Origin of the sequence: Burkholderia sp. MSMB1498 (genome assembly GCF_001526245.1) — a bacterium.
Lineage (GTDB): Bacteria > Pseudomonadota > Gammaproteobacteria > Burkholderiales > Burkholderiaceae > Burkholderia > Burkholderia savannae.
Genome location: NZ_LOYJ01000075.1, coordinates 21,328 through 35,974, shown reverse-complemented (window position 1 = coordinate 35,974; position 14,647 = coordinate 21,328). Strand labels below are relative to the sequence as shown.

Annotated in this window: 9 protein-coding genes; 1 reads left to right on the top strand and 8 read right to left on the bottom strand. The window is 69.1% G+C overall.

What is annotated here, in order from left to right; translation table 11 throughout:
- Positions 1-55: 55 nt before the first annotated feature.
- The gene (gene ahpF, locus WS91_RS16925) at positions 56-1,663 is read left to right on the top strand and encodes an alkyl hydroperoxide reductase subunit F (protein ID WP_059670655.1); all 1,608 of its coding nucleotides are present in this window, start codon (positions 56-58) and stop codon (positions 1,661-1,663) included.
- 212 nt (positions 1,664-1,875) lie between these two features.
- On the opposite strand, the gene WS91_RS16920 is transcribed toward ahpF, so the two are convergent.
- From WS91_RS16920 to WS91_RS16880, 8 genes are all read right to left on the bottom strand, one after another.
- Positions 1,876-2,247, bottom strand: coding sequence for an MAPEG family protein (locus WS91_RS16920; protein ID WP_038752831.1), 372 nt, complete (start codon positions 2,245-2,247; stop codon positions 1,876-1,878).
- A gap of 352 nt (positions 2,248-2,599) precedes the next feature.
- On the bottom strand, positions 2,600-4,735 hold the full coding sequence (locus WS91_RS16910; protein ID WP_059670654.1) for an AprA-related methyltransferase: 2,136 nt from the start codon (positions 4,733-4,735) through the stop codon (positions 2,600-2,602).
- A 13-nt stretch (positions 4,736-4,748) separates the two neighbouring features.
- Positions 4,749-8,618 (bottom strand): AMP-binding protein, encoded by a 3,870-nt coding sequence (locus tag WS91_RS16905; protein WP_059670653.1) that lies wholly within the window; start codon positions 8,616-8,618, stop codon positions 4,749-4,751.
- Between the two features lie 129 nt (positions 8,619-8,747).
- Positions 8,748-9,644, bottom strand: coding sequence for an MBL fold metallo-hydrolase (locus WS91_RS16900; RefSeq protein WP_038752845.1), 897 nt, complete (start codon positions 9,642-9,644; stop codon positions 8,748-8,750).
- Positions 9,645-9,649: 5 nt separating this feature from the next.
- On the bottom strand, positions 9,650-10,648 hold the full coding sequence (locus WS91_RS16895) for a ketoacyl-ACP synthase III (RefSeq protein ID WP_059579613.1): 999 nt from the start codon (positions 10,646-10,648) through the stop codon (positions 9,650-9,652).
- Entirely contained in the window at positions 10,638-11,744 is a 1,107-nt protein-coding gene (locus tag WS91_RS16890) for a 3-oxoacyl-ACP synthase III family protein (RefSeq protein ID WP_038752824.1), read from the bottom strand. The genes WS91_RS16895 and WS91_RS16890 overlap by 11 nt, the downstream gene beginning before the upstream one ends.
- A complete protein-coding gene (locus WS91_RS16885; RefSeq protein ID WP_038752822.1) occupies positions 11,744-12,628 on the bottom strand; it encodes a hypothetical protein in 885 nt (294 codons plus the stop codon). Before WS91_RS16885 ends, WS91_RS16890 begins: the two co-directional genes overlap by 1 nt.
- A gap of 64 nt (positions 12,629-12,692) precedes the next feature.
- Positions 12,693-14,318: an AMP-binding protein gene (locus WS91_RS16880; protein WP_059670652.1), complete on the bottom strand. Its 1,626-nt coding sequence runs from the start codon at positions 14,316-14,318 to the stop codon at positions 12,693-12,695.
- Positions 14,319-14,647 lie beyond the last annotated feature (329 nt).

The window sequence follows — 14,647 nt, the reverse complement described above, 5'->3', positions numbered from 1 at the left end:
GCATCGCGCGACGGCCGCGCGTACGGCCCATTCTCGTTACGGAATCCGAATCGTCATGCTGGACGCCAATCTCAAGACTCAGTTGAAATCGTACCTCGAGCGGATCAACCGTCCGGTCGAGCTCGTCGCGACGCTCGACGACGGCGACAAGTCGCGCGAGCTGCGCGCGCTGCTCGACGAGATCGCGTCGCTGTCGCCGCGAGTCGCCGTCGTCGAGCGCCGCGACAACGCCGAGCGCAAGCCGTCGTTCTCGGTCGGCGAGCCCGGCAAGGCGGCCGGCATCCGCTTCGCCGGCATTCCGATGGGCCACGAATTCACGTCGCTCGTGCTCGCGCTGCTGCAAGCGGGTGGCCATCCGCTCAAGCTCGACGACGACGTGATCGAGCAGATCCGCGCGCTCGACGGCGATTACGCGTTCGAAACGTATATCTCGCTCACCTGCCAGAACTGCCCGGAGGTCGTGCAGGCGCTCAACGTGATGGCGCTCGTCAATCCGCGCATCCGCCACGTGATGATCGACGGCGCGCTGTTCCAGGACGAAATCGAAGCGCGCCGCATCATGGCCGTGCCGACGATTTTCCTGAACGGCGAAACGTTCGGCCAGGGCCGCAGCAGCGTGAAGGAGATCCTCGCGAAACTCGACAGCGGCGCGAGCCGGCGCGCGGCGCAGGCGCTCGCGGCGAAGCCGGTGTTCGACATGCTGATCGTCGGCGGCGGGCCCGCGGGCGCGGCGGCCGCGATTTACGCGGCGCGCAAGGGCATCGAGACGGGCGTCGTCGCCGAGCGCTTCGGCGGGCAGGTGCTCGACACGATGGCAATCGAAAACTTCGTGTCGGTGAAGGAAACCGAAGGGCCGAAGTTCGCCACCGCGCTTGAGCAGCACGTGAAGCAATACGAAGTCGACGTGATCGACGTGCAGCGCGCGGACAAGCTCGTCCCGGGCCGCGTCCACGAAATTCGTCTCGCGAGCGGCGCGGTGCTGAGGGCGAAGGCCGTCGTGCTCGCGACGGGCGCGCGCTGGCGCGAAATCGGCGTGCCCGGCGAGCGCGAGTACCGCAACCGCGGCGTCACGTACTGCCCGCATTGCGACGGACCGCTCTTCAAGGGCAAGCGCGTCGCCGTGATCGGCGGCGGCAATTCGGGCGTCGAAGCGGCGATCGATCTCGCCGGCATCGTCCGCGAAGTCACGCTGATCGAATACGGCGCGCAACTGCGCGCGGACGACGTGCTGCAGCGCAAGCTGCGCAGCCTCGCGAACGTGACGGTGATCATGCAGGCGCGCACGACCGAACTCACGGGCGACGGCGCGAAGCTGAACGGGCTCGTCTACGAGGACATGCGCACCGGCGAGGCGAAGCGCGTCGAGCTCGAAGGCGTGTTCGTGCAGATCGGCCTCGTGCCGAACACCGAATGGCTGAAGGGAACGGTCGAGTTGTCGAAGCACGGCGAGATCGTCGTCGACGCGCGCGGCGCGACGTCGGTGCCGGGCGTGTTCGCCGCCGGCGACGTGACGACCGCGCCGTACAAGCAGATCGTGATTGCGGTCGGCGAGGGGGCGAAGGCTTCGCTTAGCGCGTTCGACTACCTGATCCGCAGCGAAGCGGATGCGGGGCTGGCGGCCGACGTCGAAGCCGCGGCGAGCGCGGAGAGCGTCGCCGCCTGACCCGCGCGCCATTCGTTCTACCCACTACCGTTGGCCCTCGTGGCGATGTGGAGAGCATCGTGACGAGGGCTTTTTTTGATGCCGAGCCGCGATGGCCCGGCGCATCGAGCGTTCGTGCATCGTGTCGAGCCGGAGAAGCATCCAAAGCACGCCCCGCCCGCCCCGCCGGCCGCTCGCGACGCTGGCATCGAGCGGGCCCCGAACGTGCGCGCTCAGGGCGCGACGAAGAACAGCCAGACCGCGCAAACAAAGCCGACTGTCCAGACCAGCGAGCGCAGCGTCGCCCAGTTCAGCAGATAAAGCACGCCGTACAGTGCGCGCGACGCGACGAAAACGACCGCGAGTTGATCGACGCGCTGCGCGTTCGCGCCGTTGTGCCATGCGACGACGAGCGCCGCGGTGAGGAGCGCGAGCGCCTCCCACGAGTTCTGATGCACGGCGAACGCGCGCGCCCGCCAGCCTTCGAGTTGCGCGAGATAGCGGCGCGGCTCGTGATTGTCGTACTGCTTGCCCGACTTCGCGCACATCGTCCAGACGAACGGCGTCAGTGCGGTGATCAGCAGGCAAGTTTGCGACACCGTCATGTTTCCCCTCCCCTATTGATTATGGTGAACTGGTTAAATTGTCGCGATCGAAGCGCGGCACGGTTCGCCGCCGCGCCAGCCGAACTATACGGCATCGCATCGGCGCGGCAACGGGATCGACGGGAAAAAACAGGCGGATTTCGCTCGAACCGATGTCGAATACGAAGTCTAGGAAGCAAGCGTGCGGCATCGTGCAAGGCATCGCATGCCGCACGGCGCGCGGCGCGCGGCGGCATGCGACGCGCACGCACGCCGTCTGCTTGCGCCGCCCGGAAGACGAGCGCCGCAAACGGACGAAAGGCGCTCGCGTTGCGCGCGCCGCGTTCCCGCCGAAATCGGCGGGCGAGCCGCGTCAGGCATGTGCCGCGTCGAACGCGACATAGTCGGCGATGCTGAAGAACCGGTATTCGCTCAACAGGTCCGGCCCGGGGAAACCCTCCGGATGAATGCGTCCGTGGATCGCGTCTCGCGGGCACAGGCCCGCCATGCACATCGCGAGCATGAATTCGTCGAACGGCGCCATGAACTGCCGCGACAGGAAGTGCATCCCCCAATTGAACACCGACGGCAATTGCTCGGTGCGCGTCCAGCGCTCCGGCTCGGCGACCGCGTCGTCCAGCAGGCTCGCGGCCCAAGGGCTGTGCCCTTCGACGACGAGGAAGCCGTGCTTCGCGTGCGGCTTCCAGCGCGCGACGAAATCGATCAGGTCGGCGGCCGCGACGTAGCCGGGCACGAGCCCTTCGGCATCGCTGTACGCGACGCGAAACGCACGCTTGATCTCGTCAAGCGGAACCGGCAGCGCCGCATCGTCCGATACGGTCAGTTGTCCCGGATAGTAACGCTCGACGACGCTGCGCAGATGCGCGCGATCGACCTGCCGCAGATGGCGCTCGAGAATCGCGTCGGCGGCGTCGCCGCTGCGCACGCCGAGGCGGCGGTTGTGCACGAGGAACATGAACGTGTGCAGCAGATCGCTCAGCCGCGCCGCGCGGCGGCTGCCGTCCGGAGCCTTCAGCGTCAGGCCGCTCGCCGCCACCGCTTCGTCGTAGCGATCGGGCCGCGAGATGTCCGCGTCGATCACGCGAACGTGCACGCCCGGCACGTCGCTCAGCTCGGACAGCGTGTCCGCCGCGCGGCTGCGCGCCGATTCGTTGTAGTCCGCGCCGATCACGATGAGCGGATACTCGGCGAGATGCCGGCCGCGCCGCGTCGACTGGATCACGTATTGCGCGAGGCGCCGAAGCGCGCTGCCGTCGCCGCAGCCCATGTCGGAGATGCCGGCCGGCTGCTGGTCGAGCGGCGTGTCGTCGAACAGGCGCCGAATGATCTTCGTCGTGATTTCCTTCGACGCCGGACCCGACCCGGCGCCGCTCGACGCATACACGTTCATCACGCGATCGACGTGCCCGTCGCGATCGACGTCGAGCGGATCGGGATCGCCGAACAGCAGTTCGTCGAGCAGCGCATACGAGCGCAGATACGACGCGGCGAGCCCCGCATACGGCGCGGCGATCGGCCGATGAATCCGGCCCGCTTCGTTGAGCCGCACGCGCGCGCCGTCGGCCTCGACTTCCGCCGCGCCCGCGTGACGCATCAGCGCCCAGGCGGCGCGCAGCGTGACGCGGTCCGCGTGCGGCCACGCATCGGCGGCCGACACCCAGTCGCGCTGCGCGTCGAACGCCTCGAAGAAGCTCGGCGCGGCCTTGCCTTGCTGCTTGCCCTGTTTCTCGAACACCGGCATGTCGAGCGCGACCCACGTCGGGCCGAGCAGCAGCCCGTCCATCGCGGTGCGAAGCTGCGCGTGGACGTGCCGCTCGAGCCCGTCGCGCGGTTCCGGCAGCGGCCACCCTTCGACGCAGATGCGCGCGAGATCCGCGTAGAGCGCGCTTTCGTCGTCGTCCGTGCGGCGACGATGGCAGAGCGCATGCAGGTGCTGCAGCATCGACGTCGCGTCGGCCAATCGCGTGAAGAGCGGCCGCTGCGCGTTCACGCACTCGACGACGCACGCGCCGGCCGGCGTCAGCGCATAGTCGGCCTGCTCGTCGCCGCTGCCGAGCGTCACCCAGCCGGCGAGGCCGAGCAGGTTCAGCGCGCCCCACAGCAGGCCGAGGTTGAGCGTCGGATCGGCCTTGCGCGTGGCGGCGAACGCGCGCATCGAGCGGGGCTCGCCGGCCTTCAGGGCGTCGAACGCGCCCGCGAGCACCAGGCGCGTGAGCGTCGGCACGAGCACGATGCCGTTCGCCCAGTTGCAACTGCGCGTGTAGGCCATCACGCGCTGCGCGTCGTCGCTGCCGATGCGCAGCGTCGCCGCCTGAACGTCGCGGCGGGTTTCGATCGGTGCGCCGGCGTCGACGATCTCGACGTTCAGCGGCGTGCCGAGCGGCACGCCGAGCAGCTTGCAGCTGTCGTTCGCATGCGAGCGGAGGTAGTTTTCGAGCTGCGCGGTCAGGGTGCCGGCAGACGTGGCAAGTTCACAAAGCGACTGCATGATCGGATGCGCCTCACATGGAAGAAGAAATGTCGGACGGAGCCGCGTCCGCGTGCGGGCGCGCGCCTTGGTCCGTTCGGGTGGCGAGATGCGTCGCCAATGCGTCGATCGACGCGTGGTCCCAGACGGCGGATGCGTCGACGGTCGTGCGGAACGCGTCGCTGAACGCCATCGTCAGCTCGACAGCGAGGATCGAATCGAGGCCGATGTCGGCGAAGGTCGTCTCGGCCGTCAGCGAAATCCGGCGATTGCGCAGACGCTCGCCGAGCCATGTCACCAGCCATTGCTCGTATTCCCGCTTCAGCTCGGGATCGGCCGGCGCAATCGGCGCGGACGCGACGGCCGCCACGGGTGACGGTGCGTCGTCGGCAAGCGCGATGTCCGCGTCGGACGCGTCCGGACGCGCGTCGTACTCGGCGCGCAGCAGCGGATCGAGCCGCTGCTGCGCGCCCGGCACCGTCTGCTCGATCGGGCCGATTTCGTGCTCGACGCGCCGCGCCCACTCGGCGAGCTGCGCGGCGCTCGACAATACGCGCCGCCGGCCGACCTGACGCTGCGCCGCCTCGACTGCGAGCTCGTATTGGCTCTGCGCCCATTCGAGCGTCGCGGCGTCGACGCCGCGCCGTTTCGCGGCCTGCTCGACGGCCGCGAGCAGCAGCGCCCACTGCGCGACGCTGCCGAGCCAGTAGTTGACCCAGTTCGTCGCATGCGCGGCGCCGCCGAGCGGCTCGCCGTTCGCAAGCCCGTCCTCGAGCAGTTGCTCGCCGAGCCCGCGCAGCTCGGAAGCAAGCGCGCCCGCGCCCGTTCGTTCGCTCAGATAGCCGAGCAGATCGTCGCCGCCGTTCAGCACGCGGCTGCCCAGATGCGCGAGCAGCGTCTCGGTCGGCCCCTCGAAGATCCGCGGCAGCCGCGCGTCGCGGAAGATCTGCGGCGCGAGATTCGTTTCGATGTAGCCGCGCCCGCCGAGCATTTGCATCAGCTCGTCGGAGGTTTGCGACAGAAACTCGGAGCCGAGAATCTTCGCGATCAGCAAGCCGTCTTCGGGTGCGTCGCGTCCCGCGTCGAAATCGGCGGCGAGCAGGTCGATCAGCGCGGTCAAGCCGTCGATGCGGTGCCGCAGATCGCCGAGACGCTGCCGGCTCAGCGGGTTGTCGAGCAGCAGGCCCGTGCCGATCTGGCGCCGCGCGCCGTAGCGATGCATCAGTTGCGCGCAGCGCTTCATCCCGCCGACGCAGACCGCGCCGATGCCCAGGCGTGCGAAATTCATCGTCTGCTGCGCGAGCGCCATCCCCTGTCCGGGCGCGCCGAGCCGGCACGCGTCGCTCACGCGCGCGCGATCCAGATGCAGCGTGTTCTGGATCATGCCGCGCACGCCCATCGTCAGGTCTTCCGCGCCGATCCGCAGGCCGGGCGTGCCCTGCCTGACGGCGAGCCCGACCATCCCCGCGCCGTCGGCCTGCTTCGCGAACACGTTGATCACGCCCGCCCACGCCGACGATCCGCTCCAGCTCTTCTGGCCGCTCACGAGCCAGTGATCGCCGTCGACGCGCTGCGCGGCCGCCCCGATCGCTCGCACGTTCGAGCCCGCGGCCGGCTCGGTGAGCGCGAACGCGGCGAGCGTGCGGCCCGTGGCGAGCAGCGGCAGCAGCTCGTCGCGCAGCGCGGGCTGCGCATGCAGCATGATCGGCCGGATGCCGAGCGTATTGTTCAGGCCGACGAAGAATGCCAGCGTCGAATCGATCGTCGCGAGCTGCGACACCACTTGCAGCATCTCGCGATTCGTGAAGCCGAGGCCGCCGTATGCGCGGTCGATCTGCATGCCGAGCAGCCCTTCGTTGCCGAAGTCGAGCACGATGTGCGGCGGAATCGTCCGGCGCTCGTCGATGGTTCGCGAATCGATCCGCGTGCGTGCATAGTGGCGCAGCCAGTCCTTGAGCTGCTCGACCTTCGCTGCGCTCGGCGATGCGGCGCCGCTCGGGTCGGCCACGTCGGCCGCATCGGCTTTCGCGCCCGACGCGGCGCAAGGCGCCGATGCGGCCGGCGAAGCCGGCGAGGCTGGCGAGGCCGGCGAAGCCGATGAGGCCGACGGCGTGGCCGCTCCCCGCGTCGCGTCGGCGATGCGATCGTCCGCGTCCCAGCGCGCGAGCACCGTCAGCTCGCCGTCGCGCAACCGGTTGCGGCATTCGCTGCGCCGCACCTTGCCGCTCGACGTCTTCGGCACGCTGCCGGGCGACACCAGCAGCACCGCGCCGGGGCTGATGTCGTGGCGAAGCCAGATCGATTCGCGAATGCTCTTGAGCAGCGCGTCGAGATCGCCCTTGCGATGCGTGCGCTCGATTTCGGCGACGACGACGAGCCGCTCCTCGTCGCCCGCGTCGATCGTGAACGCCGCGCAGCCGTTGGGCACCAGCTCGGGCCGGCTGCCGATCACCGCGTACTCGACGTCTTCCGAATAGTAGTTGCGCCCGGCGATGATGATCATGTCCTTCAGGCGGCCGGTGACGTACAGATCGCCGCGATGATGGAAGCCGAGGTCGCCCGTGCCCGCGAACTCCTGCCCCGCCTCGCCGCCGATGCCGCGCTGGAACGTCGCGATCGTCTGTCCGTATTGCTGCCAGTAGCCGGGCGCGACGCTCTCGCCCGCGACGCAGATCTCGCCGATTTCGTCGTCCGCGCAGCGCTCGTTCGTGTTCAGATCGCGCACGACGACCCGCTGCTCGCCGATCGCCACGCCGACGCTGACGAGCACGCGCTCGCCGTCGCGCTCCTGCATCTGCGGCGACAGGCCTTCGAACTCGCGCCGGATCATCACCTTCTGCCGCTGCAGCGCCGCCTGATCGACGCACACCGTGCGCAGCGGCCGCGGCGCGCTGCGCCCCGCGACGAGCAGCGTGCATTCGGCGAGGCCGTAGCAGGGCTTGAAGCGTTCGGGATCGAAGCCCGTCGGCGCGAAACGCTGAGCGAACTCCGCGAGCGTGCCGTAGCGGACCGACTCCGCGCCGCTGTAAGCGGTCTTCAGGCAGCTCAGGTCGAGCGTCGCGAGCTGCTCGTCCGGGATGCGGCGGCTGCACATCCGATAGGCGAAGTCGGGCGCGCCCGTCACGTCCGCGCGAAAGTCGCTGATCGCGCGCAGCCACAGGAACGGATGCTGGATGAAACGCTCGGGCGCCATCAGCGCGCAACGGAAGCCGCCGAACAGCGATGTCAGGATGCCGCCGATCAGCCCCATGTCGTGATAAGGCGGCAGCCAGCTCACCATCGTGCTCTCTTCGTGATAGCCCATCCATTCGCCGATCAGCGTGAGGTTGTGCATCAGGTTGCCGTGCGTGACCATCACGCCCTTCGGCTTGCCGGTCGTGCCCGACGTGTACTGCAGGAACGCGACGTGAGAAGGCGCGACGGCCGCCGGCTCGAGCGACGCGTCGAGCGGCTTCGCGGCATCGAGATCGAGCAGCGCGACGTGCGACGCCGCGGTGTCTTCGAGCAGCTTCGTGCAGCGCGCGAAATCGTCGCCCGTGCAGAGGATCGCCTTCGCGCCCGCGCTCTCGACGATGCCGACGATGCGCGCCGCGTGCTGCCGGTTGCGCGGCGGATAGACCGGCACCGCAACCGCGCCCGCGTACAGGCAGCCGAGAAAGCCGCAGATGTAGTCGAGGCCGGGCCGGCACAGCAGCAGCACGCGCTCGCCGACGCCGACTGATTGCCGCTGCAGCAGCAGCGCGACGCGGCGCGCCGAGCGGTCGAGATCCGCGAATGTGATCGATTGCTGCTGCTCGTCGTCGGGCTGACCGCTCAAGAACAGATAGGCGACTTTCTCGCCCCTCTTCGCCGCGCGCGAACGCAGCAGCTCGTTGATCGTCTTCGGCAGATTGGTGGTGGTCATGACGTCATCCGACAGAAAATGAAACCCACGGTCGTGGTGGTAGCGTTCGGCGGCCGGCGCCGAAGATCCGAGGTGAGCCGGCCGGTGGGGCAATCGGCGCAGAGGTCGCCCGCGCCGGCGGTCGCGCGCCTACGCGGCGCGCTGAAACAGGTCGATCATTCGTTCCATGCTCTTCAGATGCAGCGCGCGCGGCACCACTTTCGCGCTGCGCGCCGCGTAGCGCTCGGTCCATAGCTGCGCGAGCGCGCGCGTCGCGGCCGCATCGCCGCGCGTCGCGCGCGCTTCGTCGTCGCGCGCGGCGAGCCCGTCGCGCGCGTGCCGCACCGCATGCCGCGCGATGTCGCCGCCGACGATCCCGTGATGGCCGAGCGCGATCCGCGACGCGTGCAGCCGCTCGATCGCGCCGAGCGACTGCCGATACGCGGACAGATCCTCGAACACGAGCGGCAGCCATTGCGCCGGCCCGTGGTATTCGCCGAGCGCGTCCGACACGAACAGCAGATCGAGCTGCGGGCAGTGATAGCCGAACAGGCAGGCGCTGTGGCCCGGCAGCGCGATCGCGCGCATCCGCATCCCTTCGCCGATGTCGAGCTCCCTGCCCGCATTGAGCGGATGCAGCGGGATGTCGGACAGGTCCGCGAGATCGGCTTGCGCGACCGGCTCCCACGCAACGGACGCCTGAGCGTCGAGCTTTCTGATCGTGCGGCGCGCGGACGGGCTCTGCAGCGCGTCGGCGGTATCGGGAGAGCCGACGACATGCAGCCACGGCATGCGCGGCTGCAAGGTACCGAGTAGGCTGCAATGGTCGTAGTGCGAATGCGTGATCAGCCAGTAGCGCAGATGCCGGATGCCGCCGTAGTCCTTCAGCAGATCGTGAAGCTGACGCCACACGAGCTCGGTCATGCCGCTCAGCCCGCCTTCGACGAGCGTCGCGGCCTCGTCGTTGACGACCACGTACAGCGGCACGTCCGCGTCGCCGACGATGGCGAGCTGCGAATCGATCCAGCCAGGGGTGCTGTGCCGCATGTCGTTCAGCTCCGGTAGAGCGCGCACGCCCACGTCGCGCCCGCGCCGTAGGTCACGAACAGGTTCAGTTGGCCGGAGCGCATTCGTCCTTGCTCGCGCGCGAGCGCGAGCGCCACCGGAAACGCGGCGCTCGCCATGTTGCCGAGATCCTCGACGGAAATCATGCAGCGCTCGCGCGGCAGGCCGAGCTGCTCGATCACCGCGTCGATGATCCGCAGGTTCGGCTGGTGCGGCACGACGAGCCCGATGTCGCCGAGCGTCAGCCGGTGCTTGTCGAGCATTTGCCGGCACGCGTCGACGATGCGGCGCGTCGCGTCCGCGAACATGTCGGCGCCGCGCATCCGGAAGCAGTGGCGGCCGGCCGCGATGTCGTCGGCGTCGATGAAGTTCGGCCGCTTCGCGCCCGGCGCTTCCGTCTGCAGCAGATCGAACTGCGTGCCGTCCGCGCCGAGCGACAGATCGAGCAGGCCGCGCGTCGCGTCGTCCCGCGCGCTCAGCACCATCGCGGCGGCGCCGTCGCTCAGCAGGATCGACAGGTTGCGGCCCGCGTTGCTCGTGTCGATTCGCCGCGACAGCGCTTCCGCGCAGATCAGCAGCACGTTGCGATACAGGCCGCTCGCGAGGAAGTGTCGCGCGATCTCGATCCCGTACAGTCCGCCGCTGCATTGCGCGCGGATGTCGAAGCACGGAATCTCGCGCAGCCCGAGCCTCGGCTGGATGTAGCACGCCTGCGACGGATCGTGATGATCCGGCGACAGCGTGTTGACGATCAGCAGATCGATGTCGGCGGGCGCGACGCCCGCGTCGGCCATCGCCCGCTCGGCAGCCGGGCACGCGAGGTCCGCGAGCTGCTGGCCCGGCGCGAGATAGCGGCGATGCCGCACGCCGGTGCGGGTGCGGATGAACTCGTCGCTCGTGTCGATGACGCTCGCGACTTCGTCGTTGTCGACGATACGCTCCGGCAGCGCATGACCGAGCCCGGCGATGACGAGGTTACGCGGCATGGTCGGCCTCCGCGGCTTGGGCGGGCGAATCCGCATCGGTCACGACCGTTTCGCCCCACCGCCACAGCTGCGCGCCGAACCCCCAGCCGGCGCCCGCGCCCGCGATCACCACCTGCGAGCCGGGCTTCACGACGCCGCTGCGAATCGATTCATAGAGCGCGAGCGGCACCGCGGCCGACACGAGGCACGCGCAATCGGCGAGGCGAATCACGTATTGATCCGGCGCGAGGCCGAGGCGCTGCGCCCACGCGCGCACGAGAATCTCGGATGGCTGATGGAACACCATCGCGTCGATGTCGTTCGCGCTCGCGCCGCTCTTGCGCAACAGCCGCTCGACGATGTCGGGAATCGCCTCGGGCATGAAGCGCGCGATCTGCTCCTGCGCCTCCGGTTTCAGCGTGAAATACGCGCCGAATCGCTCGGCCTGACGCTCCGCTTCCTCGCGGTTCGCCGCGGGCCTCGGGTAGCGCCATTGCATCGTCGCGAGATCGTAGTGCGTCGCGTCGCTGCGATAGACGGCGCTCAGCCAGTCCGCGCCCTGCGGATCATGCGCGTCGGCGACGAGCACGGCGGCCGCCGCGCCGTCGCCGAACGTCGTCGACGATTTGCTCGCATAATCGACGACGCCCGACATCCGCTCCGACGAGCACACGAGCGCGCGCTTCACGCGCCCTTGCTTGATCAGGTTTGTCGCGAGCTGCATCTGCAGCACGAAGCTCGCGCATTCCATTTCGACGTCCGCATCGAGCGCGCGACGCGCGCCGAGCCGTTCGCGCAGCGTGCGCGAGAGCCGCGGCGCGAACCGCCTCGCGCCGCCTTCCGCGTTGACGTACGGCGACGTGATGTTGAACAGCACGAGATCGAGATCGGCCGCATCGACGCCCGCGCGCGCGAGCGCCTGGCGCGCGGTATGCTCCGCCATCGCGAGCTCGGACTCGCCCGCGCGCGGATCGATCACATAGCGCGACTTGATTCCCCAGAAGTGCCACCACTCCGACGGAATCGGCTCGACGTCGTCGAATGCGGGATCGTCGTTGCGCAGCAAGCGCGACGGCAGATTGCACGCCAGACTGGCCATACGAACGTTGTAGGACATCAGACCTCCATTGCGATGCATGCGATGCGCGGCTTGAACGCGTCGAGCGTCAGCGCGGCGACGACCTGCGCGTCGCCGCGCACGCCCGCGGAGGCGGCCGCGCGGGTCGCGAGCCACGCGGGCAGCTGGAACGCGGCGGGTATGTCGGCGGCGCCGTCGATCATGTCGACGCGCGTCTCGCTCGCGAAGCCGGGCTCGTCGGACAGCCAGCCCCGCAGCCACGATTCACGAAACAGTTCGGATACCGGCGCGTCGATCTTGCTTCGCACGTCGCCGACGACCGAGCGCACGGCCGCGTCCGCATTGCTCGGCTGCGTGCGGAAACGGCCCGTGGCCGGATCGAAGCCGCCGTCGAAGCGCGCGACGATGCCTGTTTCATGCATGTGCCGCGCCGGCACGGCGCCGAGGGTCGCGAGACTCGGCGCGTCGAGGTCCGCATAGCTCGCGTGGTAGCGATCGTCGCGGCCGGGCGCGAGCACGATCGCGCCCGCGCCGTCGGCATAGCCGCCGGACTCCGCGCCTTCGACGTCGGCGAGCGCCTCCGCCCTCACGACGAGCGCGCGGCGGTAGCCGAGCTGCCGGCAATGGCTCTGCACGAGATCGAGCGCGAGCGTCCAGTCCGCGTCGAGCAGATCGAACACGGCCGCGTTGGACGCGCGCAGATCGCGCTGCACCGGATGCGCGAGCCGCGGCCCCGCGATCGGCGCCGCGTCCGCCATCCGGTTCGGGGAAACCGACAGGCTGACGATGAGATCGAGCTCCGACGGCAGGCAGCGCGCCTTCGAGAGCGCCTGCCTCGCCGCCTTCACCGCATAGTCGTTCGCAAACGGCAGCGCGTGCTTCGCGCCGTCCGATACCGCAATACCCGCTCCTAGTATTTTCATGTCGCTTCGATGTTGATTGAATTGGGCGTTGCCGGCGCCGAACGCCGGCCGCGCGGCGCGGCCGTCAGGCCGCTTGCACGTCGCTCTCGGCCGCCTGCCGCAGCTTGAAGCGCTGCAACTTGCCGGACTCGTTGCGCGGCAGGCCGTCAGCGCGATACTCGATGCGCCGCGGATACTTGTACGGCGCGATCTGCGCCTTCACGTGCTGCTGCAATGCGGCCGTCAGCGCGTCGGAGGCGCACACGCCGGGCCGCAGCACGACGTGCGCGCACACGAGCGTGCCGCCCCGTTCGTCCGGCGCGCCGACGACGCCGCATTCGAGCACGTCCGCGTGGCGCAGCATGGCTTCCTCGACTTCGGCGGGCGAAATGGTGTAGCCGAGGCTGATGATCAGATCGTCTGCGCGCGACTGGTAGAACAGATAGCCGTCCTCGTCGAGATAGGCGGCGTCGCCCGTCAGGTTCCAGCCGTGCTGCACGTAATCGCGCTGCCGCGCGTCGTTCAGATAGCGGCAGCCGGTCGGCCCCCGCACCGCGAGGCGGCCGACGTGGTAGGGCGGCAGACGCTCGCCGCGCTCGTCGAGGATCGCGAGCCGGTAGCCGGGCACCGCCCGGCCCACCGCCCCTTCCTTCACCTGGGTTTCGTCCGCCGACGCGAAGATGTGCAGCATCTCGGTCGAGCCGATGCCGTCGATGATGCGGATGCCCGTGCGCGCGAGCCAAGCGTTGCGCGTCGGCACCGGCAGCGCCTCGCCCGCGCACACGCATTTGCGCAGGCTCGAGATGTCGTGGCCGCCGATGTCGTCGAGCATCGCCCGGTACGCGGCCGGCGCGGTGAAGAGGATGCTCACGCGGTGCGCGGCGATCGCGGCGAACAGCCGGTCCGGCTTCGCGCGCTGCAACAGCACCGCGCTCGCGCCGACGCTCAGCGGAAACAGCAGCAGCGCGCCGAGGCCGAACGTGAACGCGAACGGCGGCGTGCCGCAGAACACGTCGTCCGCGCGGGGCTTCAGCACGTGCTGCGGAAAGCAATGGCAGATCGCCATCACGTCGCGATGAACATGCACGGTCGCCTTCGGCCGCCCCGTCGTGCCGGACGTAAACGCGACGATGCACGGATCGTCAGCCTGCGTGTCGACCGTCTCGAACGCGGCCGGGTATTCGCGCATCAGCCGCTCGAACGCGGCGGCGTCGTCCGTTTCGTAGCAGCGGAGAAATCCGACGCCGGGCATGGCCTGCGTCGCCGCGTGCAGTTCCGCGGACACCGACGCCTCGCAGAGCGCGTGCGAGACCTTCGCCTGCGCGATGACTTTCGACAATTCGCCCGCGCGCAACAGCGGCATCGTCGTCACCACGACGCCGCCCGCCTTGACGACCGCGAACCACGCGGCGGCGAGAAACGGATGATTGGTTCCGTGCAGCAGCACCCGGTTGCCCGGCACGAGAGCCCCGTCGCGCACCAGCATGTTCGCGATCCGGTTGCTGAGTTCGAGCAGTTCGCGATACGTCCATGCGGCGCCGGATTCGGTCCGGATCGCGACGCGATCGCCCCAGCCGCGCTTGGCCACGGCGTCGTCGAGCAGCGCCGCCGCGCAATTGATGCGCTCCGGAAACTGCAGGCCCGGCAACTCGAAGACGAACTCCGGCAGATCGGTCGTTGCAGGCAGATTCATGCGGCAAAAGTTGTCCATCGTCAGTGCTCACGGGAAGTTGACTGAGAAACCGGGGTGATTCTGCGTCGCACGCGTCGCGTGACGCGCACCGGGCGCGACGAAGCCGCGCGTGTCGCATGCCGGCGTCGTCGGTCGAGCGCGCTTCGATCGAAGGCGGCGGCGCCGCGCCGGCCAACGCCCTGACGTTCGCCGCATTCGGCTCAGGAATGGCCGCGGACGCCGCACCGGCGCCCATCGAAAGTGCTCGAATTGATATGTCGAGTTCGTCTAAATCCGCTTTCCCCTCTTCGATTGGATCATTTCAATCCATTGAATCATGCTCGATAAATTGCATGCTTCGGGAAATC